Here is a 23,455-nt window from a genome sequence, read left to right as displayed (position 1 = left end):
AAAACCCATAGGCGCCGCGTTTACTCAGGAAACACGCGTTATCGTTGACGTTTTTCGCGAGCAAGCTCGCTCCTACATGGTGTTTCAAAGCCCTCCCCCATATTTTTTCTAGAGCACACTCCCCATGGCCTTGATCAACACCGGATCAAGCGCATAGATATCCGGCGCGTAGACCAGGCTCCCCTGGCGATCCACTTCCACCGTCCAATACCCCAACAGCACCGGCACCGGCGTGGTCAGCCTGAATTCATGGGTCAGGCCGGTGGCCAGCAGTTCATCGGTACGGGTGCGTTCGGCCGGGGTTACCAACAGGTCACGCAGCAGCAGCGGCTGCTCGACCCTCACACACCCCGAACTGAACGCCCGTGGCCCCTTGGTAAACAGCGGCTGGCTGGGTGTGTCGTGCAGGTACACCGAGAAGGGGTTGGGGAAGCGCATCACGATCTTGCCCAGCGGGTTGCGCGGGCCAGCCTGCTGGCGCAGCAGGATATTGCCGGGACGCGCCCAGTCGACCTGATCGGGCGTCAGCGGATGGCCTTCGGCGTCGAGCACTTGCAGGTTTTGCTGACGCAGGTATTCAGGGTTGAGACGGATGGCCGGGAGTTTGTCCTCGCGCATGATGGTCGGCGGGATGGTCCATGTGGGGTTGAGGGTCAGCCGCGTGATGCGCGACTTGAGCAGCGGTGTCTGGCGTTCGGCGCGGCCCACTTGCAGGCGGGTTTGCCACACCGGAATGCCGCTCTGGTACACACTCAATTGCGCGGCAGCCACATTGACTACGACGCCTTCGGGCTCCAGGTCCTGGGCCAGCCAGCGGAAACGCTCCAGGTTGATGCGCAGTTGTTCGCGGCGTATCGCCGGGCTGATATTGAGTTCGGCCACGGTGCCGGCGCCGATCACACCATCGGCTTGCAACGAATGACTGAGCTGGAACGCTTTGGCCGCCTTGACCAGATCGCCCTGATATTGCTTGCCGTTGGGCAACTTGGCCAGATAGCCGCCACTGTGCAGGCGCCGCGCCAATTCCGGCACACGCGGGTCTTCCATGCCGGGGCGTAATAGCGGACCACTGCCTACCGCGTCCCAGTGCGGTAAAGGTTGCTGGCGCAGGCTGGAATAGGCATTGCGCAGGCTGCGATACAAGTCTGCACTGGGCCGCGCCTGGTCGAACCCTTTGGCCATGTCCTGCAAGCCGGTGGCGGCAAATGCCAATACTGCGGTGTTAGGGTCAATTGTGGGCGGTTGAGAATGCCAGAGCGGTTCATAGCGCGATTGCAGCAGGCGCCCGTAATGCAAATCGTGCAGGGCTTGAAGGTATTGCTGGCTGATCGCGATGTCGCTGCACAGCACGTTGGCCGTGGCATCTACCGCAGGCAAGCTATAGTGGGAGGGATCCAGGCCGTCGTCGGCCAGCATCTGCAACTGGGTGTGCAAGGCTTGCCGGGACTCGTCGGCCGACCATAACGGTGCATTGCCCTGCTGTTGGTAAAAGGCTTGCAGGCGCACTTGCGCGGTCGCGTCGACCCGCGAGACCAGGTGCGGGCATACGCTGGACAGTTGCGCCAGCGCCTGCTGTACCGGCGCCAGATCGACGGGCGCAGGCGTAGTGACCGGCAGCGGCTCAGGCGCCAGCGCATCGGCTGTCGCGACCAATGGTGCAACGAGCAGGCAAATGCTCAAGTAACATGCGTGTTTTTTGAACAATTGACTTAGCTCCACTCCACAGCGGGGACTCGACTGTAGATGCTGACTTTTATGCGCCACCTCGGCTTGATCACCGGGGGCCTGGCTTTATTGAGCAATTTTGCGCTCGCCGCCGCTGGCACCCCACCTTCCCTATATAGCAGCCTGGCGCGCTCGGCTCCAGAACTCAATCCCACTGTACTCAAAAGTGCCCTGAGCGCGGTGCAGTGTGCAGTCAATAACGGCGAGGAACGCTCCGATCGCCTGGCGGTTATTGACTACTCCCAGCCCTCGACCGCTCGTCGGCTGTGGATCTTCGATTTGCGCAAACAGACCCTGGTACTGCGTGACCTGGTGGCCCATGGCGCCAAGTCGGGGGAAAACTTCGCCACTCAGTTCTCCAATCTCGAAGGCAGCCATCAATCCAGCCTGGGCTTGTTCCGCACCCAGGAAAGCTACCTCGGTGCCCATGGCTACTCGCTGCGCATGGATGGCCTTGAGCCCGGCTTCAATGACCTGGCACGCGACCGCGCCATCGTGATCCATGCCGCCGACTACGTCAGCCCGTTATGGAGCAAGCGCGAAGGCCGAATCGGGCGCAGCCAGGGCTGCCCGGCAGTACGCCCGCAGGTCGCCCGTCAAGTGGTAGACAAGCTCAAGGATGGGCAGTTCATGTTCTCCTGGTATCCCGACCAGCGCTGGTTGAAGTCCTCGACGTACCTCAATTGCAAACCCCAACAGGTGGCGAGTAGTCGTACAATCCGTGGCGGATAGCCTGTCCCCACAGATAAAAGAGAGCTTCGAATGCTTCTACACACCAGCACCTGGATCGAAATCGGGCAGTTTCTGGAACGCAGCCGCACGGTCGTGATCCCTATCGGCTCCAACGAACAACACGGCCCCACCGGCCTGCTGGGCACCGACTGGATGTGCCCGGAGATCATCGCCCATGAGGCGCAAAAAAACGCCGACATCCTGATCGGCCCTACTTTCAATATCGGCATGGCCCAGCACCACCTGGGCTTTCCCGGCACCATCTCGCTGCGCCCTTCCACCTTTATCGCCGCGATTGGCGATTGGGTGCGTTCGCTGGCCGGGCATGGCTTCGAGAAAATCCTGTTCCTGAACGGCCATGGCGGCAATATCGCCACGATCGAGGCGGCGTTTTCCGAGCTGTACGCCGAAGCCAGCTTCGCCCGCCGCCCGGCCGGGTTCGCGCTGAAGCTGGTGAACTGGTGGGACCTGGAAGGCGTCACCGACCTGGCCCAGCGCCAGTTCCCGGTCGGCCACGGCAGCCACGCCACGCCGTCGGAGATTGCGGTGACGCAGTGGGCTTACCCGCAGTCGATCAAGTCTGCCGACTACTCACCGCAAATCGCCAACACCGGCCCGATCCGCGAGGCGCTGGACTTCCGCGCGCGCTTCCCCGATGGCCGCATGGGGTCGGATCCGGCGCTGGCGACGGTGGAAAAAGGCGGTGAGTTGGTCGCGTTGGCGGCGCTGGGGTTGATCAAGACGGTGGACAGCTTCAGCAACGAAGCAAAACCTTGAGCCAAATGCGGGAGGGGCCGTGCGACGATCCGACTTGCTCCCGATAGCAGTTCTGTAGGAGCGAGCTTGCTCGCGAAAAACTCACAGGCGCCGCGTTCATTCAGGAAGCACGCTTTATCGTTGAAGTTTTTCGCGAGCAAGCTCGCTCCTACAGAGGGCTATGTACGCTTAACTGACTGGCATCAGGTCAAGCCGCTCCCACATTATTTGCAGTCCTGGGCCGCCTGCTCAAGCCGCGATGGCTTGATTGCCGAAACCAGCGGCTTGCGCTCATACAGCGACACTTTGGTACCGTCCTGGGACTTGTAGGCTTCCAGCACATCATCGGCGGCGATCTTGCTGGTCAACAACACCTTGGCGTGACGGGAGTTCTGCGTCACGGTCGAGCTGATGCCGTGCTTTTCCAGCTTGGGCAATAGGCATTGCACATAGCCTTCGGGGGTCTTGGCGGTTTGCAGGGTCAGCGACGGGGCATTGGGAGCCGTAATACAACCAGTCAGCAACAGGGCAGCAAAGGCCACTGCCGGGGCGAAAAAAGAGCGCATACAGATTCCTGAAAATAACCAATAGGGTTCACATCCACTCGCGAATCAACCTGCGCGAACCAGGGCCTTGAGCGACACATCGAACTGCTTCAGGGCGTCTTGCTGTACATCTCGCTGCTGCTCGATCAACGCGGCAATCTCCGGCGCTGCCTTGCCGTGCACCCACACTGACGGCACTTGCCTGTCCATCGAGCCTTCGGCCTTGGCGATATATTGCAGGTTCGCGTCATAAAAACGTGCTGCAAAGCGTGCCTCAACCCGGTCGTTACGCTGGGTCAGCAACTGGTTATGGGTATCGAGCACCACCACCACATCCGGATGCGCCTGCACCATGTCATCCAGGGAGCTATAGACCGTCACCGAGAAAAAAGCGCCCTGCAGCGAGTTCATCAACCAGTCGATAGCCAGTTCCGGATCGGAGCTGTTAACGAACGCCTGGCGAATCCGCCCATCCAGGGCATCCTTGGCGCCGTTCATTGCCATGGCATGATAGCGCTCAAGGTAGATGAGGTTGTCGCGGGTGTTTTCGCTGAACAACACCCCTACTGTCTGGGTGCGTTGCAGGGATTCTACGCTAGCGGCCAGCGGCAGCAAATGGCCTGTACGCAGCTCATCGGCAATCGCCGGGGTGGTCATGACGGTGGCGCCCAACATCAGGGCCATTAAAGCAAGCTGGATAATCGTCCTCATCGCGCATTTCCTTGAGCTGCGTCTGGATGGGCAGATTTTGCGCGTTTGGCGAAAAAACAGAACTTGTGATCCTTGATGGTGACTATCATTTGAACCGATAGTGTCAGGCAGCCCATAAAACCTATAAGGACCCCGCCATGAAGCCCTACCAGAAAACCTTCGACCGCATCCGCGATGCCGTACTGCCGGAATTTCGCGAGCGGGTCGCCGATTACCTGGTCGAGTATGAAACCGTACTGCTGGACCCAACCGCCGACGCCGAACAACGCTCGGCCAGCGCCCAGCAACTGCGTGGTTACCTGCGGGGCTTGAACACCATGCGGGTGCTGGGCATGGCCCACTGGGAGGACCTCGACCGGCGTGTCAAGGAAGAGTGGCAGCTAGAGCACCGGCCGTTGCAGGTTGACCCACTCCCGAACTGACGGGCGTTGCCACTGGCGTTGCGCGTACGCCACCAGCTCGGCCGGCACGGCGTCGCCGTTAAGGATCAGGCGATTGAGCATCACCGCCAGGTCCACATCGGCGATCGACCACTGACCAAACAAATACTCGGGGTTGCCCGCCAATAGTGCCTGAGCAGCGCTGATCAACTTGCCCGCAGCAGCCTGCGCCATCGGCGATAAAGGCGGCATCTGCTGCCCGTAGAACACCACCAGGGTTGAACGCTCCTGACGAATTGGCAGCAAGTCACTGCGTAACCATGCCTGAACCTGCCGCGCCCTCGCCCGCTGCTGCAGACCCGCCGGGTAAAGGCTGATCGGGGGATAAGCCTGGTCCAGGTACTCAGTAATTGCCGAAGATTCCGACAACGTAAAATCACCGTGCTCCAGAGTGGGTACCCGTTGGGTCAGGGAGCGCTGGGCGTAACCCGCCGACTGGTTTTGCCCAGCGTCCAGGTCCAGGGTAACCGTGTCGAACCCCAGGCCTTTTTCCCGCAGGGCGACAAACACCGACATGGCGTAGGGGCTGGTGAACAGCGAATCAACGTAGAGGCGCAGCGGGGGTTGGCTCATGGGCTATCTCCGAGGATGAAACACCACGCTACGAGATCCGGGTCGATAAAGATAATGCAGGGTTTTTATGGGGGCATTCCTGGCGGGAATACAAAAGCCACCCTATGTCTGGCTGCTCCTGTTGTTTGCCAGTAAAACTGTCACCAGCGCTCCCAAGACGCCTAAACCAAGGGTTAATAACGCCACGCCATGCATTCCAACGGCAATGAGCAGTGATGCTAATGTTGCGAATAACAGAGCGACTAACTGTTGCAAGAAACTAAACAACATCATTGCCTCAATACCAGGGTATTTTTTTACCGCCATGGACGCGACGCAGGGATAAATCATTGCCTGGGCATACCAGACTGCTAGATATGCAAAGAATATAAAGTGGCGATCCAAGTGCTTTAGGGTAGTTAATAAAAATACAGACACCGCAAAAAGCAGCACACCGCTGGCCATCATTGAAAGTGCAGAAAGGCTAACCGACCTAAGTGCACACCTTACGGATAGCGCCCCGAGCCAATAGGCACCCCCCAGCCATACGCCAAACATACCGTACTGCGCGCCATTCCACTCTAATAGCGCGTCGAAGACGTAGACACCTACACCTTGGTACACAACAAACACCCCATAACCACATCCGCCTAGTATGACCGGCAAATAAAAGCTGGGATGACTGACCATGGCTGCATACCTTGGAGGTCCGACTCGCTGCTGACTAGCAATATCCAAAGCAGACAGAGTCTCTCTTACGGGCAGCATCAGTATAGCGGTGATGACTGAGCCGCAAGCCATGACCACTGCCACCACCTCCCAGCGAAAAAAAGAAACCAATAAACCGCTTGCGACTTGTCCTGCCGCCAGCGCAAAAACAAATGAATAGGATAAAAGGGATAAATTTCTCGCCAAGTGAACCCCCGAGAAAACCTCCGATAACAATGCGCGCCCCAGCAACGCCGCCCCACCGCCACCAAAGCCTTGCATCAGCCTGGAAAGATAAAAGCTTTTATCATCACAAGCCCACACGGATAAAAAACTCCCGCTAAAGAAGATGCAGCAAAACCCCAAAAGAACTGCTGAACGACCAAATAACCGAATAAGGTGACCGGCAAAAATCAATGGAAACGCGGCACCGCTCAAATACATCAATAAGGCGTTGTAGCCTTCAGCCTCACTCATACCGAGCGCATAAATGATGTAAGGCGTGGCGGGAAGATAAAGTGTCACGCCCAGCTGGGCCATCACGGTGGTGCTGCAAGCTAAAATCAGTATCCGCACATTCGGCTGCACGTCCTGCGCCTCAGGTTAGTTATCCTGATAATGATGTTTGAGCACGCAGAAGAACTTTACAAGCAAGCAAAGTATAGGATTCAACCTAAAAATTTGTAGGCAAATTCTTCAAGTAATCACAGGTCTCCCCCAAACTAACCGATGCATCGTGATGTTGAATCAGTGAAAGGTGATTAAGCAAACACTCTTGCTCCGCCCTACCCCGCAAACCCTCCCTCATCCAAAAAAACCTGTTCCGCTGCTGTCGTAGCCCTGCCCAACACCGCATTGCGATGGGGAAACCGCCCAAACCGCTGGATAATATCGGCATGTTCCTTGGCCCAGTGATAAGTGTTGGCATCCAACTGCTGGTTAAGCACCAACGAGCGCTGCTGGTCTTGCGGGTCTTCGGAATGTTCAAACGGCAAATAACAAAACGCGCGTAACTGCGGATCGATCTGTTGATCCAGCCCGGCATCCACCATCTGCTGCGCATAAAAACGCGCCAGCGGGTCGGTGGCGAACATGTGCGCAGTGCCGCGAAAAGCGTTGCGTGGGTATTGGTCGAGCAAAATCAATAACGCCAGTGCGCCATCGGCCGTGGCCAGCCAACCGTCGAGCTCGCGCCGCGCTGCTTGCATATGGGTAGTGTGGAAGGTGTCGCGAAAGGCCGTATCGAAGCCTTCGTTCTTGGCGAACCAGCGCTTGGGACCGGCCTGTGTCCAGAACTCAATCACGGCCTCGGCCGGTTGTGTGGTGGTGTGTGTCATGGGTACCTCCCCATCAGTTCGCAGATAAGATCCAGCGCGGCAATGCGCAGCTTAATGTTATAGGATAACGCTAATTTCTCGTCTTGCCTGTGATCCTTGCCCATGACCGACGCTGTTCCCCTCCGTCAACGCCTGCAATCCATCGATGCCCTGCGCGGCCTGGTGATCCTGTTCATGCTTCTCGACCATGTGCGTGAAACCTTCCTGCTGCACCGTCAGGTCAGCGACCCGATGAGCATCGACAGCATTGAGCCTGCGCTGTTTGCCAGCCGCACCCTGGCCCATCTGTGTGCGCCGGTGTTTGTGTTACTCACCGGATTGTCGGCGTGGCTGTACGGTCAGAAATATCAGGGACGACGCGATGTGTCGGCCTTTTTGTTCAAGCGCGGACTGTTCCTGGTGGTGCTGGAATTCACCCTGGTCAATTTCGCCTGGACCTTCCAGTTGCCGCCCAGCGTGATCTATATGCAGGTGATCTGGGCCATCGGCGTGAGCATGATCGCCCTCGCAGCGCTGGTGTGGTTGCCGCGCCCGCTGCTGATCACCTTGGCGCTGGTGATCATCGTCGGGCATAACCTGCTCGACGGGGTGCACTTTGCCCCCGGGTCGGGGTTGCAGACTGGCTGGTCAATCCTGCATGAGCGCAGTTGGATCCAGGTGTCGGAAAACCTGCGTCTGCGCGTGACTTATCCGGTGCTGCCATGGATCGGTGTGATCGCCCTGGGCTATGGACTGGGGCCATGGTTCGCCACTACCGCACTGCCAGCTCTGCGTCAGCGTCATCTGCTGATCGCGGGTGTGGCGGCATTAATGGGCTTTGTGCTGCTGCGGGCAGTCAACGGCTACGGCGAGCAGCCTTGGTATGCGTATGACAATGGCGTGCAGACCCTGATGAGCTTCTTCAACATCACCAAATACCCGCCGTCGCTGTTGTTCCTGGCGTTGACGTTGGGGGTTGGATTGTTGCTGTTGCTGGCGTTCGAACGCGCCGGGTCTAAGCGCTGGATTGGCGTGCTGGCGGTGTTTGGTGCGGCGCCGATGTTCTTTTATCTGCTGCATCTGTATGTGTTGAAGGTGCTGTATGTCGCCTGTGTGGGATGGTTTGGGCTCAACCACGGCAACTATTTCGGCTTCGACAGCATCGGTGCGGTGTGGCTGATGGCGTTGGTGTTGCCGCTGGTGCTGTACCCGCCGGTACGTTGGTTTGCCGGGCTCAAAGCGCGCCGGCGCGATATCGCCTGGCTCAAGTACCTCTGACCGGGGCTGGGAGGCAAGCCCTAATGCCAGTCAGTTAAGCGTACATCGCCCTCTGTAGGAGCGAGCTTGCTCGCGAAGGTCGTAAACGATGACGCCGGCATCCTGAATGAACGCGGCGCCTATGAGTTTTTCGCGAGCAAGCTCGCTCCTACAAAAACCTTAACTGACTGGCATTTAGGGCAAGCCTCCTCCCACACTTGCAGACAATATCAGGCCAATTCAGCGCGTAGTTGGCGGGCGGCGGTGACCATGTGAATGAGCGCCGCCTCCGTCTCCGGCCAACCGCGGGTTTTCAAGCCGCAATCGGGGTTGACCCACAAACGCTCTGCCGGAATCCGCTTGGCAGCCTTGCGCAGCAAGTTAGCCATCTGCGATACATCGGGCACCCGTGGCGAGTGGATGTCATACACGCCGGGGCCGATGTCGTTCGGGTAGTCAAAGGCCTCAAAGGCATCAAGCAACTCCATGTCCGAACGCGAAGTTTCGATGGTGATCACGTCGGCATCCATCGCCGCGATGGACTCGATCACATCGTTGAACTCGCTGTAGCACATATGAGTGTGGATCTGGGTTTCGTCTCGCACGCCGCCGGCGCAAAGGCGAAACGCTTCGGTGGCCCAGTCGAGGTAGTGTTGCCACTGTGCCTGGCGTAACGGCAAACCTTCGCGGAACGCGGCTTCGTCGATCTGCACGATCCTGATGCCGGCGGCTTCCAGGTCCACCACTTCGTCACGAATCGCCAGGGCCAGTTGCCGAGCCTGCACTTGGCGGCTCACATCTTCCCGTGGGAACGACCACATCAGCATGGTTACCGGGCCGGTCAACATGCCCTTCAACACCTTGTCGGTCAGCCCCTGGGCATAGCGGATCCATTCCACGGTCATGGCTTTCGGGCGGCTCAGGTCACCGACGATCACCGCCGGTTTCACGCAACGGGAACCATAACTCTGCACCCAGCCGAAACGGGTGAACGCGTAGCCATCCAGTTGCTCGGCGAAGTACTCGACCATGTCGTTACGCTCGGCTTCACCGTGCACCAGCACGTCCAGGCCAAGGTTTTCCTGCACTTGGACAGCGTGCTTGATTTCGCTGTGCATGGCTTCGACGTATTCGGCTTCGCTCAACTTGCCGGCCTTGTACGATTGACGTGCCAGGCGGATCGACGCGGTTTGCGGGAAGGAACCAATGGTAGTGGTCGGGAACAGCGGCAGGTTCAGGCCGGCGCGCTGCTTCTCGATACGCTGGGCAAACGGCGACTGGCGTTGGCTGTCCTGCTCGGTGATGGCGGCGACGCGAGCCTGTACGGCAGGCTTGTGGATCCGCGTCGATGCCTCACGAGCAGCCTGTACGGCACGGCTTTCAGCCAGGGCGGCCAGTACGCCGGGCGCCTCGGGCTCGTCGACAGCCCGGGCCAGCAACGCCACTTCTTCGCACTTTTGCACGGCAAAGGCCAGCCAGCTTTTCAATTCGGCATCCAGCTTGTCTTCACGGGCGAGGTCTACCGGGCTGTGCAGTAGCGAGCAGGACGGCGCAACCCACAGGCGATCGCCCAGCTTTTCATGGGCATGCTGCAAAGTGGCCAGGGCCTTTTCCAGGTCGCAACGCCACACGTTGCGGCCATTGACCACGCCCAGGGACAACACCTTATAAGCCGGCAGGCGATCAAGGATGGTCGGGTACTGGTCCGGTGCACGCACCAGGTCGATATGCAAACCATCAACCGGCAAGTTGGCCGCCAGGCCGAGGTTTTCTTCCAGGCCACCGAAGTAGGTAGCCACGAGTTTTTTCAGCGGGTCACGCTGGATCAGGTTATAGGCACGCTCAAACGCGTTCTTCCAGTCCTGCGGCAAATCGAGCACCAGGATCGGCTCATCAATCTGCACCCACTCCACGCCCAGATCCGCCAGGCGTTGGAAGATCTGGCCGTACAGCGGCAACAAACGCTCAAGCAGATCAAGCTTGTCAAAAGCGTCGCCCTTGGCCTTGCCCAGCCACAGGTACGTCAGAGGGCCAATGACGACAGGCTTGACGGTGTGGCCCAGGTCACGGGCTTCCTTGACCTCTTCGAACAGTTGATCCCAGCCCAGGTGGAACTGCTGATCAGCGCTGAACTCCGGCACCAGATAGTGATAGTTGGTATCGAACCACTTGGTCATCTCCTGGGCGTGAGCACCGGCGCAGCAGCTGTCACTGACGCCGCGAGCCATGGCGAACAACGTGTGCAACGTGGCGTGGCCATCGGCCGGGCGGAATCGCTCGGGGATCACGCCGAACATCAACGAATGGGTCAGCACCTGGTCGTACCAGGCGAAATCACCGACGGGTAGCAGCTCGATGCCGGCTTGTTGTTGCAGCGCCCAGTGAGTCTTGCGCAAATCACGGCCAACGGCGCGCAGGCCGGCTTCGTCGAGCTCGCCCTTCCAGAACGCTTCCTGCGCTTTTTTCAGTTCACGATCGCGTCCAATGCGTGGAAACCCGAGGGAATGAGCGACTGCCATGACTTACAACTCCGATGGTGTGATTGATGGCGGTCATTGTCGGCAGAGGGGTGTCTTGAGACAAACTCATTCTGTTCTAGATCATCACAAGATTTACTCATGTTCAGGTAAGCATGACATTCGCGGCGCTATTGTTGATGTGTGGGGTGCCAGGACGGCCGTCATCGCGGCCTCGCTTAGGCTCGAGCGCTCCCACAGGAGGCGGCTTGATTCTTATGAACGGTCATACTTACGCCCTATGCTTAACGTGGCGCGCAAAATCCGCCGGCTAACCTTTCGATCTGCCCCAAGTGCGGGCACAATGCGTGTCCTTTTTTGGCAGGCACCGCCGCAGGCTCTCAAAAATGATCAAAACGCCGTACTACCTCATCGATAAACAGAAGCTTCTGGTCAACATGCAGAAGATTGCCTACGTGCGCGAGCAGTCCGGCGCCAAGGCACTGCTGGCGCTCAAGTGCTTTGCCACCTGGTCGGTGTTCGACTTGATGCAGCAATACATGGACGGCACCACCTCGTCGTCGCTGTACGAGTTGAAGCTGGGCCGCCAGAAGTTCGAAGGTGAGGCGCACGCCTACAGCGTGGCCTGGGCCGATGATGAAATCGAAGAGATGCTGGAGAACTGCGACAAGATCATCTTCAACTCCATCAGCCAGCTGCAGCGCTTTGCCGAGCGCAGCGAAGGCAAGACCCGTGGCCTGCGCGTAAACCCACAGGTGAGCAGCTCCGACTACCTGCTGGCCGACCCGGCGCGTCCGTTCAGCCGTCTGGGCGAGTGGGACCCGGTGAAGATCGATGGCGTGATCGATCAGATCTCCGGTTTCATGTTCCACAATAACTGCGAGAACGGTGACTTCAGCCTGTTCGACAAGATGCTCGGCACCATCGAGGAACGCTTCGGTGAGCTGCTGCACAAGGTCAAGTGGGTCAGCCTCGGCGGCGGCATCCATTTCACCGGTGAAGGCTATGCGCTGGACGCGTTCTGCGCGCGCTTGAAGGCATTTTCCGAGAAGTACGGCGTGCAGGTGTATCTGGAGCCCGGCGAAGCGGCGATCACTAACAGCGCCTCCCTGGAAGTCACCGTGCTCGACACCCTCTACAACGGCAAGAACCTCGCCGTGGTAGACAGCTCCATCGAAGCCCACTTGCTGGACCTGCTGATCTATCGCCTCAACGCCAAGCTGGCGCCGAGCGAGGGTGAACACACCTACATGGTGTGCGGCAAATCCTGCCTGGCCGGGGACATCTTCGGCGAGTATCAATTTGATCGTCCGCTGGCCATCGGCGATCGGCTGTCGTTCATCGACACCGCAGGCTACACCATGGTCAAGAAAAACTGGTTCAACGGCCTGAAAATGCCGTCCATCGTAGTGAAACAACTCGACGGTACAGTCGAGGTGGTTCGTGAATTTGGTTACGACGACTACCTGTCCAGCCTTTCCTAAGCTGGCGGATACAGGAGAAATAAAGCAATTGAAAAAGAACGTTCTTATCATTGGTGCAGGAGGTGTCGCCAAGGTGGTGGCCCACAAGTGCGCGCAGCACAACGACGAACTCGGTCGTATTGCTATCGCGTCGCGCAACATCTCCAAATGCCAGGCCATCATCGACAGCGTCAAGGCCAAGGGTAGCCTCAAGGTTCCCGCCGAAATCCAGGCCTTTGCGCTGAACGCCCTGGACGTGGAAGCGACCAAGGCCCTGATCCGCGAGACCGAGTCGCAGATCGTTATCAACGTAGGTTCCGCGTTCCTCAACATGTCGGTGCTGCGTGCCTGCATCGACACGGGCGTTGCCTACCTCGACACCGCCATCCACGAAGAGCCGGGCAAGGTCTGCGAGACCCCGCCGTGGTACGGCAACTACGAATGGAACCACCTGGAAGAATGCAAACAGAAGAACATCACCGCCATCCTTGGCGTGGGCTTCGACCCGGGTGTCGTCAACGCGTATGCCGCGCTGGCGCAGCAACAGCATTTCGACCGCATTGATTCGATCGACATTCTCGACGTCAATGCCGGCTCCCATGGCAAATACTTCGCCACCAATTTCGATCCGGAAATCAACTTCCGCGAGTTCACCGGGCAGGTGTGGAGCTGGCAGAACAGCCAGTGGACCAGCAACACCATGTTCGAAGTCAAACGCACCGACGACCTGCCGGTAGTCGGTTCGCAAAACCTCTACCTTACCGGCCACGATGAAGTGCACTCGCTGTCGAAAAACCTCGACGTGCCCAACGTGCGGTTCTGGATGAGCTTTGGCGAGCACTACATCAACGTATTCACTGTGCTGAAAAACCTCGGCCTGCTCTCGGAAAAACCGGTCAAGACCGCCGAAGGCCTGGAAGTGGTACCGTTGAAAGTGGTCAAGGCCGTGCTGCCCGACCCGTCATCGCTTGCCCCGGGCTACACCGGCAAGACCTGCATCGGCGACCTGGTCAAAGGCACCAAAGGCGGCCAGCCACGCGAGATGTTCATCTACAACGTGGCCTGTCATGAAGAAGCCTTTGCCGAGACCGACAGCCAGGGCATCTCCTACACCGCAGGCGTACCACCGGTGGCCGCAGCACTGCTGGTTGCACGTGGCGAGTGGGATGTGAAGCACATGGCCAACGTTGAGGAACTGCCGGCTGAGCCGTTCCTCAAAGCGCTGGATGTGATGGGGTTGCCGACTCGAATCAAGGACGAGAACGGTGATCGGGCTTGGGATGCGATTGCCTGAACAGGTGATTGCTGACTGACAAAAGAATGCGCCCCCAGGGGCGCATTTTTTGTTTAGGCAAGCACACCGTTCAAACCCGGGAAATTTCATCGCCAATCCGTCTAAGCAACTGTCAATTTCCACAGGTTACGGGCCGTGCGAAAACCACTAGCCTGACTCGCTTACCCCTTCACCATGCGCGAAAGGAATCGTCCATGAACCCGTCAAAACAAACCAACAACCTGACAGTGCATCTGGCGTGGCTGCTCTACAGCATCGCCTGCTACCTGATTTTCCTGACCACGTTTTTATACCTCATAGGCTTCACAGGTGGCGTGCTGGTGCCCAAGACCATCAACGATGGGCCAGCTGTCGACTGGCCGCTTGCAGCGCTGATCAACGGGCTATTGGTGATTATGTTTGGCGTCCAGCACAGCCTCATGGCGCGCAGAAGCGTCAAGAACGCAATGGCCGCGCTCATTGCCCCAGTGGCTGAACGCTCCACCTATGTGCTGCTCAGCAGCCTGGTGCTTGGGGTGATGTTCTGGTTGTGGCAACCCATTGCATACACCGTCTGGGAGATTGAAGCGGCTTGGGCCAAGGCACTGTTGTCAGGCTTGTTCTGGCTGGGCTGGGTCATCGTATTGCTGGCCACCTTCCTGATCAGCCACTTCGAACTGTTCGGATTAAAACAGGCCATTGATCATTGGCGAAACACCCCACAGAAGGCGGCGATATTCAAAACACCGCTGTTCTACCACCTCGTGCGTCACCCGATGTACCTGGGTTTTTTGATCGCGTTCTGGGCAACGCCGCATATGACGGCAGGCCATCTGTTGTTCGCGCTGGGGATGTCGGTTTATCTGTTCATGGGCGCCCGTTTCGAAGAAAGGGACCTGGTGCGACTGTTTGGTGAGCGGTATCGACGGTACCAGCGTGACGTGGGCATGATCATGCCGCGACTCAGAAAACGACACCGTTAACCTCCGGTAGGAGCGAGCTTGCTCGCGAAGATCGCCAACGATGACGCGGGCAACCTGGATGACCGCAGGGCCTGGGCGTTTTTCGCGAGCAAGCTCGCTCCTACAGTGATCGTTGGCGCTGTGTCAGCCAGCATATCCGGCACTGAAAAACCGCTATCGCAGGCAAGCCAGCTCCCACAGAGGATTTGCGGCGTCAGGATATTTCCCACAACTGTTTCAGGTTGTCGCTCGGAATTTCGCTGACTAACCTCTGGACCGTCGCTGCCAATTCAGCGGCCGGATTTGACCGTCCGACCTTGTTAACGAACTGCTACGCCCTGCACCTCTTCAGGCGTTTTTTTTGTGCCTGAGGTATTGTGTCGCGGCAGTTGTGCGCGGGATACCTTCGGGTATGCCGGGTTCGTTGACAACCGGTCGGTCAACCCGCGTACAGCTGCCACCCTCTTCGCTTGACCGCGAACGCTGGCGGCTCCACTTGTCGACGGAGTTTCACCATGATTAAAGACACCCCAAATCCCCCGGAAACGCTCTTTACTGTGCTCCCCGGCCTGGGCACCGAAACCCTGCTGATCAACGCCTCCCAGGATCTAGCCTCCATCAGTGACATCGCTACTCATCTAGCCTTTGAAATCGACGGTACCCAACGCAACGTAGCACTGGGCATCTGCCGCATGCTCGAAGGTGTGCAGTTGCTCGTAGACAAGGCACTGGATGACACCCACCCAGCCACTTGACCTGATGATCGTGCCGCGCCCTTACCTACTGTAGGAGCGAGCTTGCTCGCGAAGATCGCCAACGATGACGTGGGCAACCTGGATGACCGCAGGGCCTGGGCGTTTTTCGCGAGCAAGCTCGCTCCTACAGTGTGGATGCTGGCTCGGGTTCTGGGACGTTTCCCACAACTGTTTCAGGTTGTCGCTCGCAAGTCCTGAATGAAGCCTGCCCCGCCACGTAAAGCCAGGTCATACCCCACCCTCCAAAGCACTGAAGATGCATATGTGGGAGGGGGCTTGCCCCCGATGGCGGTGAATCAGTGACAGGTAAGCTGAGTGACACCGCTATCGGGAGCAAGCCCCCTCCCACATTGTGTTTTATAGTGCCTGTTGCTTAGCGTTCCACCGCGCCTCTAAAACACCGACCACCCTATCCGCTCACTCAACAACTCCAACGCCTTCATCCCCGCCAACGAATTCCCCGCTGCGTTCAACTCCGGCGACCACACGCACACCGTGAACTGCCCCGGTACAACCGCGACGATCCCGCCACCTACCCCGCTCTTGCCGGGCAAGCCCACGCGGTAGGCAAAATTGCCCGCCTCGTCATACAGCCCGCTGGTGGCCATGATCGAGTTCACCTGTTTGGTCTGCCGCGCCGTCAAGATTTGCTCGCCACTGTGGGCGCTCACGCCTTCGTTGGCCAGGAAGCTGAAGGCTCGTGCCAGGTCCAGGCAGCTCATCTGCAACGCGCAGTAGTTGAAGTAGCTGTGCAGCACTGCATGCACGTCGTTATGGAAGTTGCCGAAGGATTTCATCAGATAGGCCATGGCCGCATTGCGCGCACCGTGCTGGGCTTCGGATTCGGCGACCACGCTGTTGACCAGAATTTGCGGGTTGCCCGACAGGCGCCGTACGAAATCGCGCATCGACAAAATCGGCACGGCGAAGCGCGATTGGTTAATGTCGCAGATCACCAGGGCGCCGGCATTGATAAACGGATTGCGCGGGCGGCCGCGTTCGAATTCCAGTTGCACCATGGAGTTGAATGGTTGCCCCGAGGGCTCATGGCCCAGGCGCTCCCAGATACTTTCGCCACCATGGTCGATGGCCTGTACCAGGCTGAAAACCTTGGAGATGCTCTGCACCGAGAACAGCGTATCGGCATCACCGGCGCTGTAGGCCGTGCCATCGTTGCCGTAGACCGCAATCCCGAGTTGGTTGGCCGGCACGTCGGCCAGCGCAGGAATATAGTCAGCCACTTTGCCGAGGCCGATCAGGGGGCGCACTTCGTCGAGAATCGACTCCAGCAGCGCCTGCATATCTTGTCCTGTCATCGTTGTTTAAATCAGTGATAAGCGAGGCGCGGAGGATACGTTAATGAGCGCGGAAGCCCCACACAATCTCTACCACCCGCTCGGCAATCACCACATACACCAGGATCAATAACACTTGCAGCGCCAGGTGATAAGGCAGCTTGGCCAGTCGGCGAATGCCGTCGCTGACATTCAACAACATCAACAACGTCGACAGAATAATCAGCCCCCAACCGGCGATGTTGGAGGCGAACACCCCGATAAATAACTCACGCCGCCCCATTAACGTATCGGTGCCCGCCGCAAACAACAGCGCGCACACCAACAGGTTTTTCACGTTGTCGAAAATCTGGGTGCTCAGGTCGTTTTCCAGCAACGCCAGATACCGCGTCCATAAGCTGCGCATACTTGAGTACCGAGTGGGAAGGCTCGTCACTCAAGGTAGTTCATTTACAGGCGCTGTCGAGCCAGGGCGCGGCTTAGAAATGCGCGGCATCCGACACCCGCTCATCCAGCACATCCTCAGCCAGTGCCCAGGCACGGTCGCTGGACTCCACCACCAGCAGCGGGTACCCCCAGGCCTTGCCGAACGTCACGGCAAATGGCTTGAGGGCCAGGCGCTTGGCCGCACTGGGTTCGACCTGGATCATGCCTTTGACGTACGCACGCAAGGCCGTTTTGTTTTTCTTCATCCAGATCGAAGCGTGCCTGCGCTCCTCGTGGGAGTGGGCATGGTTGTTTTCATCCACGGCTTTTTCGTGCAGCAGCACAAAGGGTTGTTCGCGTGCCAGCAGCCGTTCGAAGATCAGGAAGGCATCTTGCGCCCCGCCCTCATTGGGGGCGTCAAACACGATTTTCACCACGGGGAAAGTTGAACTGTCGAGTCGCATGGCAAAGCTCCTTGGATGAGATTTATTCTCATCATAAAAGCCTGCGCGCTGGACGGCATTGCACAAAATAGCCAGAATATTTCGCAATCCAGCCAGAGCAATGATCCGCATGGTCCATCATCGCCTCGACCAGTACGACCCCAGCAGCGTGCGCGACGCCGCGGCGATCCCGCGCCCGGTGGTGGCCGTAGGTGCCTCAAGCACCTGCGAACGCTGGGAGCACACCCCGCACCATCATCAGCATGGGCAATTGATCTACACCTTGCGCGGCGTGGTGCATTGTGTGATCGAGGCCGGTATCTGGATCGTGCCGCCGCAATGCGCCTTATGGATTCCCGGCGGGGTATCCCACGCAGCAAGGGGCGCCGGGGAAGCGGATGTGTATTGCCTGTTGATCGATCCCGACGCCGCCAGTGCCCTGCCACGACAATGTTGCACGCTGGCGGTGTCGCCCTTGCTGCACGCATTGATCGGCAAGGCTGTGGGTTTCCCGCAGCTCTACGATGAAGACGGCGCCCAGGGCCGGCTCGTGGCCACATTGCTCGATGAATTGGCCCAGGCCCCCATCGAAGCCCTGCATTTACCGATGCCCCAAGACCCACGTTTGACGCGACTGGCCAACAGCTTGCTCGCCAACCCCGGCGACAAGTCCACTTTGGGCGAGTGGGCCACGCGCATCGGCATGAGCGAACGCAGCATGACTCGCCTGCTGCTGGAAGAGATCGGTTTGAGTTTCGGTCGCTGGCGCCGGCAGCTGCATGTGATCCTGTCGCTGCAGCGCCTGGCCAACGGCGAGAGCGTACAAACCGTGGCCCTGGACCTGGGCTATGAAAACGCCAGCGGGTTTATCACCATGTTCCGCAAGGCCACGGGCCAACCGCCAGCGCGTTATCTGGCGCAGCGCATGAGTTCGCCCAGCCAGGGAGCACAACCGGGTATTGCGATGCGCGAGGGGATCGCTTGAATGCATGTTGCTGAAACGCCCTCATCGGCGGCGAGGGCCGGATAAACAACGGGTGACAACCGTCCAGTACTTTGGGGTTTTCCACGCGGCCTTGGGTGTTGACGGTGTATTCCACTGAGCAGTCGCCTTCGAGGTTCTTGTCCAAGGCGCGCTCGGGGTAGTCCGGCGCGGCCTTGCTCAAGGGTTGGTACTGGCGGCTGTCGAAAACCTCGGTGGGCGCAGGCACGGCAGCTCGGGCTTTTTCAGAGGCCGCACGTTCCTGATTCAGGCTTCAACGACGCGGCGAACTTTCGGCGCTCTTTCAAACGTTGGACCGGCAGCACGCCCACTCTGATTCGTCAGCTGTTCAGCAGCCGCTAGCCAAGCGTTCGCGCAGGAACTCCACCAGCGCCTGCACTGGCCGTGAGCTCTGCCGGTGCTGGGGATATACGGCCGACAATGTCAGGGCTTGCGGGGCGAATTCGTCCAACAGGCTAACCAGGCGACCGTCCTTCAAGGCATCCCCGACAATAAAGGTCGGCAGGTAAGTGATGCCCAGGCCGGCGATGGCGGTGTCGCGCAGCAAATCGCCGTTATTGACCCGCATACGTCCGCTCACATTGAGTGCTTGCAGCTTACCCTTGAAGCGCCATTGCACCTGGCGCCCGTGCCCGTAGGGCAGGCAGTCGTGGTCGGCAAGATCGTCAGGTTTTTGCGGCGTGCCGCGCAGGGCCAGGTAATCGGGGCTGGCGCAATACACCCGCGGGATGCTGGCGATGCGGCGGGCGATCAGGGTGGAATCTTCCAGGGTGCCGATGCGCAGCACCAAATCGTAGCCTTCGCCGATCAGGTCTACCGGGCGGTCACTGAGATCAACCTCCACCGACACGTCGGGATAGCGCTGCAGGAACAGCGGCAACAGACAACCCAAATGCGCCATGGCAAACGAAAGCGGCGCACTGAGGCGGATTGTGCCGCGCGGTTCGCTGTTCTGGCCGGCAATGCCCTGCTCTACCTGCTCGACATCACTGAGCAGGCGCAAGGCGGATTCGTAGTAACTCTGGCCCAGCGGCGTAACATCCAGGCGCCGCGTGGAGCGGTTGAGCAGGCGCACGCCCAGCCGTTCTTCCAGCTGGATCAGACGGCGGCTGACAAACTGCTTGGACAGGCCCAGTTGCTCGGCGGCGGCGGTGAAACTGCCGGACTCCATGACCTGACAGAACAGGCGCATGTCTTCGAAGGGGTTCATTGTCACTACTCGGTGGACGATGGGCTGTTTTATAACCGGTTGGTCGCAGCACCACAAATCAAATGTGGGAGGGGGCTTGCCCCCTCCCACAAGGGATTACCGACAAATTTCGAGAACCGGTTACTTGGCAGTAAACGCCGAGTAGCTGTTCATCAGGTTGCGGTAGTTGGGGATGCGTGGCGACAGCAGGTTGGCCAGCCCTTCCATGTCGTTGCGCCAATCCACTTGCAGCTCGCAGGCTACCGAGAACCAGTTCACCAGTTGCGCACCGGCGGCGGTCATGCGTGCCCAGGCGGCTTGTTGCACGGTTTCGTTGAAGGTGCCGGAGGCATCAGTGACCACAAACACTTCGAAGCCTTCGGCCAGGGCGCACAGGGTTGGGAAGGCAACGCACACATCCGTCACCACACCGGCAATGATGATCTGCTTACGGCCGGTGGCCTTGACGGCCTTGACGAACTCTTCGTTGTCCCAGGCGTTGATCTGGCCAGGGCGAGCGATGTAAGGCGCGTCCGGGAACAGTGCCTTGAGTTCGGGCACCAATGGGCCGTTGGGGCCACTTTCGAAGCTGGTGGTCAGGATGGTTGGCAGGTTGAAGAACTTGGCTACGTCGGCCAGGGCCAGCACGTTGTTCTTGAATTCGTTGGGGGAAAAATCCTGCACCAGCGAGATCAGCCCGGTTTGGTGATCGACCAGCAGGACAACGGCGTCATCTTTGTTCAAGCGCTTGTAAGTCATGGGTTAACTCCTTCGATTTGCTGATTAAAAGGCGAAGCACGAGCAGCCGAACGCACCCCAGAAACCCTGGAAGTCGCTGACCGGCACGCTGGAAAGACGGGCTTTTTCATGGCTGTGGGCGTGTACGCCACAGGGGCCGCTGCATTGATGCACCTGCGCCTGCATCGGCGAAGTCGGGCGCCAGTGCCCCGGCACCTTGACCACCGGCGACCAGTCCGGCAGCACCGGCACGCGCGGCGGTGCGTAATCTTCGAAGTCGCCGGCGCCGTAGACGACCTTGCCGCCGACCACGGTGAGTACCGACTCGATCCACTTGATCGCTTCTTCATCGACACTGAAAAAGTCCGCCGACAGCGCTGCAACATCAGCCAACTGGCCGACCTTGATTTGGCCTTTCTTGCCCTGCTCGGACGAGAACCAGGCGCTGCCGTGGGTAAACAATTCCAGCGCGGTAAGGCGCGGCAAGCCCTCGGCGTGCAGCTCCAGGCCGCCGACCGTGCGGCCGCTGACCATCCAGTACAACGAGGTCCAGGGGTTATAGCTGGAAACCCGCGTGGCATCGGTGCCCGCCCCTACCGGCACGCCTTCGGCAAGCATGCGTTTGATCGGCGGCGTGGCTTCGGCGGCTTTGGCGCCGTAGCGCTCGACAAAGTATTCCCCCTGGAACGCCATGCGATCCTGAATCGCGATGCCGCCGCCAAGGGCGCGTACCCGTTCGATGTTTTTTGGGGTGATGGTTTCGGCGTGGTCGAAGAACCACGGCAGGCCATTGAACGGAATGTCACGGTTGACCTTCTCGAACACGTCGAGCATACGCGAGATGGATTCGTCGTAAGTGGCGTGCAGGCGGAACGGCCAGCGCTGTTCCACCAGGTGGCGCACCACCGGCTCCAGCTCCTGCTCCATGGTCAGCGGCAGGTCCGGACGTGGTTCGAGGAAGTCTTCAAAGTCGGCTGCCGAGAACACCAGCATTTCCCCGGCACCGTTGTGGCGCAGGTAGTCGTCGCCCTGATGCAGGGTGACACTGCCGGTCCAGTTCTTGAAGTCGCTGAGTTCTTCCTTGGGCTTTTGGGTGAACAGGTTGTAGGCGATGCGCACCGTCAGCTGCTGGTCCTTGGCCAGTTGCTCGATCACCGCGTAATCGTCCGGGTAGTTCTGGAAACCGCCGCCGGCATCGATAGCGCTGGTCAGGCCCAGGCGATTGAGTTCGCGCATGAATTGGCGGGTGGAGTTGACCTGGTATTCCAGCGGCAGCTTCGGGCCTTTGGCCAGGGTCGAATACAGAATCATCGCGTTGGGCCGCGCCACCAGCATACCGGTGGGGTTGCCGTTGCTGTCACGCACGATCTCGCCGCCCGGTGGGTTCGGCGTGTCCTTGGTGTAGCCGGCCACACGCAGCGCCGCTCGGTTGAGCAAGGCGCGGTCGTACAGGTGCAGCACGAACACCGGGGTATCCGGCGCGGCCTGGTTGAGTTCTTCCAGAGTCGGCATACGTTTTTCGGCAAACTGGAATTCGTTCCAGCCGCCGACCACGCGCACCCATTGCGGCGTGGGGGTGCGATCTGCCTGGTCCTTGAGCATACGCAAGGCGTCAGCCAGGGACGGCACGCCTTCCCAGCGCAGTTCGAGGTTGTAGTTCAGCCCGCCACGGATCAGGTGCAGGTGCGAGTCGTTGAGCCCGGGGATGACGGTGCGGCCCTTGAGGTCGATCACCTGGGTGCCGCTGCCGCGCAGGGCCATGGCCTCGCCGTCAGTGCCCACAGCGACGAAGCGCCCGTCGTGGATGGCGACGGCGGTGGCGCGTGGGTTTTCCCGGTCCACAGTGTGGAACTGGCCATTGAACAAAATCAGATCGGCGTTCATAGGGTTTCCTTTACAGAGGCTTCAAGCCAGGGAGCGAACAGGCGGGTGGCCGCTGGCATCAGCAGGTACACCACCAACAGCACAATGGTGAGGGTGACCAGGAAGGTCGAGACCACGTAGTTGGACAAAAATGGATGCAACCGCAGGATCGGCCCCCAGATAAACGGCAACAGCAAGGTTTGCGGCAGGATCACAAACAGGCTGACCACCGCCTGCTTCCAGCGCGGCGGCTTGACGGCGCCGTCGGCCTGGGGCGCGAACCAGAACTCATTGGCGCCGCCGATTTCAGTCTGGTCGCCGTCAGCCAGCATCGGCGCGGCTTCGTCGATCAGGGCCTGGCGTTGTGGAGAGTCAAGCCACAGCTCCAGGGCATCGGTGGAGCTGTAGCGCAATACGCAAGTGAACAGGGCCGTGCCGCTTTGCTGGCTGCGTACCACATCGACGCCCAGGTGGCCGGGACGCTCGCCGGCGATACGCACGATGCGCCGTAGCCAGGCTTCATATTCGGCTTCACGGCCGGGCTTGACCCGGTGCTTGACGACCAGCGTGACGACTTCGTCAGAGCTGGTTTTAGATGTTGGGTCCATGATTGGGTGACTCCCCCGCAGAATTAAGCGATGGGAGGAGTTTGGTGGGAATTGGAAGCGCAGAATTGGATGTATGTGCTGTTGTGGGAGGGGCCTTACCCACTGTAGGAGCGAGCTTGCTCGCTAAAACCGTCAACGAAAAAGCGCGCTTTCTAAATGAACGCAGCGCCTGTGGGTTTTTCGCGAGCAAGCTCGCTCCTACAGGGGATCACCGACAG

The 23,455-nt window shown here is 59.2% G+C and carries 24 protein-coding genes and 2 pseudogenes; 11 read left to right on the top strand and 15 right to left on the bottom strand.

The window, feature by feature from the left end; all coding sequences use genetic code 11:
• Window positions 1-108: 108 nt before the first annotated feature.
• On the bottom strand, window positions 109-1,704 hold the full coding sequence (locus TX23_RS14620; protein ID WP_057702764.1) for a L,D-transpeptidase family protein: 1,596 nt from the start codon (window positions 1,702-1,704) through the stop codon (window positions 109-111).
• Between the two features lie 39 nt (window positions 1,705-1,743).
• Here TX23_RS14620 and TX23_RS14615 point away from each other — a divergent pair, with 39 nt between their 5' ends.
• Both TX23_RS14615 and TX23_RS14610 read left to right on the top strand, forming a co-directional pair.
• Window positions 1,744-2,457 (top strand): murein L,D-transpeptidase catalytic domain family protein, encoded by a 714-nt coding sequence (locus TX23_RS14615; protein WP_057702763.1) that lies wholly within the window; start codon window positions 1,744-1,746, stop codon window positions 2,455-2,457.
• A 30-nt stretch (window positions 2,458-2,487) separates the two neighbouring features.
• The gene (locus tag TX23_RS14610) at window positions 2,488-3,234 is read left to right on the top strand and encodes a creatininase family protein (protein ID WP_057702762.1); all 747 of its coding nucleotides are present in this window, start codon (window positions 2,488-2,490) and stop codon (window positions 3,232-3,234) included.
• 203 nt (window positions 3,235-3,437) lie between these two features.
• On the opposite strand, the gene TX23_RS14605 is transcribed toward TX23_RS14610, so the two are convergent.
• Window positions 3,438-3,779 (bottom strand): hypothetical protein, encoded by a 342-nt coding sequence (locus tag TX23_RS14605; protein ID WP_057702761.1) that lies wholly within the window; start codon window positions 3,777-3,779, stop codon window positions 3,438-3,440.
• A gap of 45 nt (window positions 3,780-3,824) precedes the next feature.
• Entirely contained in the window at window positions 3,825-4,469 is a 645-nt protein-coding gene (locus TX23_RS14600; protein ID WP_057702760.1) for a hypothetical protein, read from the bottom strand.
• A gap of 137 nt (window positions 4,470-4,606) precedes the next feature.
• On the opposite strand from TX23_RS14600, the gene TX23_RS14595 reads away from it, so the two are divergent.
• Window positions 4,607-4,891, top strand: a complete 285-nt coding sequence (locus TX23_RS14595; protein WP_057702759.1) for a hypothetical protein — start codon at window positions 4,607-4,609, stop codon at window positions 4,889-4,891.
• Here the strand turns inward: TX23_RS14595 and yfcF are convergent.
• The 3 genes from yfcF to TX23_RS14580 form a co-directional block, all read right to left on the bottom strand.
• Window positions 4,850-5,482, bottom strand: a complete 633-nt coding sequence (yfcF, locus tag TX23_RS14590; protein WP_057702758.1) for a glutathione transferase — start codon at window positions 5,480-5,482, stop codon at window positions 4,850-4,852. The two genes, TX23_RS14595 and yfcF, sit on opposite strands and share 42 nt — an antisense overlap.
• Window positions 5,483-5,584: 102 nt before the next feature.
• Window positions 5,585-6,757 carry an MFS transporter gene (locus tag TX23_RS14585; protein ID WP_057702757.1) on the bottom strand — a complete coding sequence of 391 codons (1,173 nt, stop codon included), beginning with the start codon at window positions 6,755-6,757 and terminating at the stop codon, window positions 5,585-5,587.
• A gap of 197 nt (window positions 6,758-6,954) precedes the next feature.
• Entirely contained in the window at window positions 6,955-7,506 is a 552-nt protein-coding gene (locus TX23_RS14580) for a DUF924 family protein (protein WP_057702756.1), read from the bottom strand.
• A gap of 102 nt (window positions 7,507-7,608) precedes the next feature.
• Here TX23_RS14580 and TX23_RS14575 point away from each other — a divergent pair, with 102 nt between their 5' ends.
• The gene (locus TX23_RS14575; protein ID WP_057702755.1) at window positions 7,609-8,763 is read left to right on the top strand and encodes a DUF1624 domain-containing protein; all 1,155 of its coding nucleotides are present in this window, start codon (window positions 7,609-7,611) and stop codon (window positions 8,761-8,763) included.
• A gap of 209 nt (window positions 8,764-8,972) precedes the next feature.
• On the opposite strand, the gene metE is transcribed toward TX23_RS14575, so the two are convergent.
• Window positions 8,973-11,261: a 5-methyltetrahydropteroyltriglutamate--homocysteine S-methyltransferase gene (gene metE, locus TX23_RS14570; RefSeq protein ID WP_057702754.1), complete on the bottom strand. Its 2,289-nt coding sequence runs from the start codon at window positions 11,259-11,261 to the stop codon at window positions 8,973-8,975.
• Between the two features lie 344 nt (window positions 11,262-11,605).
• On the opposite strand from metE, the gene TX23_RS14565 reads away from it, so the two are divergent.
• The 5 genes from TX23_RS14565 to TX23_RS28790 all read left to right on the top strand — a co-directional run bounded on the left by TX23_RS14565 (window position 11,606) and on the right by TX23_RS28790 (window position 15,870).
• Window positions 11,606-12,703 carry a carboxynorspermidine decarboxylase gene (locus TX23_RS14565; protein WP_005787689.1) on the top strand — a complete coding sequence of 366 codons (1,098 nt, stop codon included), beginning with the start codon at window positions 11,606-11,608 and terminating at the stop codon, window positions 12,701-12,703.
• A gap of 28 nt (window positions 12,704-12,731) precedes the next feature.
• Window positions 12,732-13,976, top strand: a complete 1,245-nt coding sequence (locus tag TX23_RS14560) for a saccharopine dehydrogenase family protein (RefSeq protein WP_057702753.1) — start codon at window positions 12,732-12,734, stop codon at window positions 13,974-13,976.
• Window positions 13,977-14,170: 194 nt separating this feature from the next.
• Entirely contained in the window at window positions 14,171-14,938 is a 768-nt protein-coding gene (mddA, locus tag TX23_RS14555) for a methanethiol S-methyltransferase (RefSeq protein ID WP_057702752.1), read from the top strand.
• A 494-nt stretch (window positions 14,939-15,432) separates the two neighbouring features.
• The gene (locus tag TX23_RS14550) at window positions 15,433-15,672 is read left to right on the top strand and encodes a DUF6124 family protein (RefSeq protein ID WP_057702751.1); all 240 of its coding nucleotides are present in this window, start codon (window positions 15,433-15,435) and stop codon (window positions 15,670-15,672) included.
• 42 nt (window positions 15,673-15,714) lie between these two features.
• Complete coding sequence (locus TX23_RS28790; RefSeq protein WP_157243917.1) at window positions 15,715-15,870, top strand: hypothetical protein; 156 nt, start codon at window positions 15,715-15,717, stop codon at window positions 15,868-15,870.
• 194 nt (window positions 15,871-16,064) lie between these two features.
• Here the strand turns inward: TX23_RS28790 and glsB are convergent, their stop codons facing one another.
• The 3 genes from glsB to TX23_RS14535 form a co-directional block, all read right to left on the bottom strand.
• Window positions 16,065-16,973 carry a glutaminase B gene (glsB, locus tag TX23_RS14545; RefSeq protein ID WP_057702750.1) on the bottom strand — a complete coding sequence of 303 codons (909 nt, stop codon included), beginning with the start codon at window positions 16,971-16,973 and terminating at the stop codon, window positions 16,065-16,067.
• Between the two features lie 55 nt (window positions 16,974-17,028).
• Entirely contained in the window at window positions 17,029-17,373 is a 345-nt protein-coding gene (locus TX23_RS14540; protein WP_057702749.1) for a hypothetical protein, read from the bottom strand.
• 73 nt (window positions 17,374-17,446) lie between these two features.
• On the bottom strand, window positions 17,447-17,857 hold the full coding sequence (locus TX23_RS14535) for a hypothetical protein (protein WP_057702748.1): 411 nt from the start codon (window positions 17,855-17,857) through the stop codon (window positions 17,447-17,449).
• Window positions 17,858-17,966: 109 nt separating this feature from the next.
• On the opposite strand from TX23_RS14535, the gene TX23_RS14530 reads away from it, so the two are divergent.
• Window positions 17,967-18,821 (top strand): AraC family transcriptional regulator, encoded by an 855-nt coding sequence (locus TX23_RS14530; protein ID WP_057702747.1) that lies wholly within the window; start codon window positions 17,967-17,969, stop codon window positions 18,819-18,821.
• Here TX23_RS14530 and TX23_RS28785 read toward each other — a convergent pair.
• Window positions 18,706-19,089: pseudogene (locus TX23_RS28785) on the bottom strand (energy transducer TonB); the annotation flags it as partial. The gene TX23_RS14530 and the pseudogene TX23_RS28785 overlap by 116 nt on opposite strands.
• Before the next feature lie 2 nt (window positions 19,090-19,091).
• Between TX23_RS28785 and TX23_RS27235 the strand changes: the two are divergent.
• Window positions 19,092-19,181, top strand: a pseudogene (locus TX23_RS27235) (helix-turn-helix domain-containing protein); the annotation flags it as partial.
• On the opposite strand, the gene TX23_RS14525 reads toward TX23_RS27235, so the two are convergent.
• The 4 genes from TX23_RS14525 to TX23_RS14510 form a co-directional block, all read right to left on the bottom strand.
• On the bottom strand, window positions 19,168-20,049 hold the full coding sequence (locus tag TX23_RS14525) for a LysR family transcriptional regulator (RefSeq protein ID WP_057702746.1): 882 nt from the start codon (window positions 20,047-20,049) through the stop codon (window positions 19,168-19,170). The pseudogene TX23_RS27235 and the gene TX23_RS14525 sit on opposite strands and share 14 nt — an antisense overlap.
• A 120-nt stretch (window positions 20,050-20,169) precedes the next feature.
• A complete protein-coding gene (ycaC, locus tag TX23_RS14520; protein ID WP_005787666.1) occupies window positions 20,170-20,787 on the bottom strand; it encodes an isochorismate family cysteine hydrolase YcaC in 618 nt (205 codons plus the stop codon).
• A gap of 24 nt (window positions 20,788-20,811) precedes the next feature.
• The gene (locus TX23_RS14515) at window positions 20,812-22,650 is read right to left on the bottom strand and encodes an amidohydrolase (protein ID WP_057702745.1); all 1,839 of its coding nucleotides are present in this window, start codon (window positions 22,648-22,650) and stop codon (window positions 20,812-20,814) included.
• Window positions 22,647-23,237, bottom strand: coding sequence for an antibiotic biosynthesis monooxygenase (locus tag TX23_RS14510; RefSeq protein WP_057702744.1), 591 nt, complete (start codon window positions 23,235-23,237; stop codon window positions 22,647-22,649). The genes TX23_RS14515 and TX23_RS14510 overlap by 4 nt, the downstream gene beginning before the upstream one ends.
• Window positions 23,238-23,455: the final 218 nt, after the last annotated feature.

The organism is Pseudomonas paralactis (assembly GCF_001439735.1).
In the GTDB taxonomy this organism is placed as follows: Bacteria; Pseudomonadota; Gammaproteobacteria; order Pseudomonadales; family Pseudomonadaceae; genus Aquipseudomonas; species Aquipseudomonas paralactis.
The sequence above is the reverse complement of the archived record's forward strand: the minus strand, read 5'-3'. Positions and strand labels throughout refer to the sequence as shown.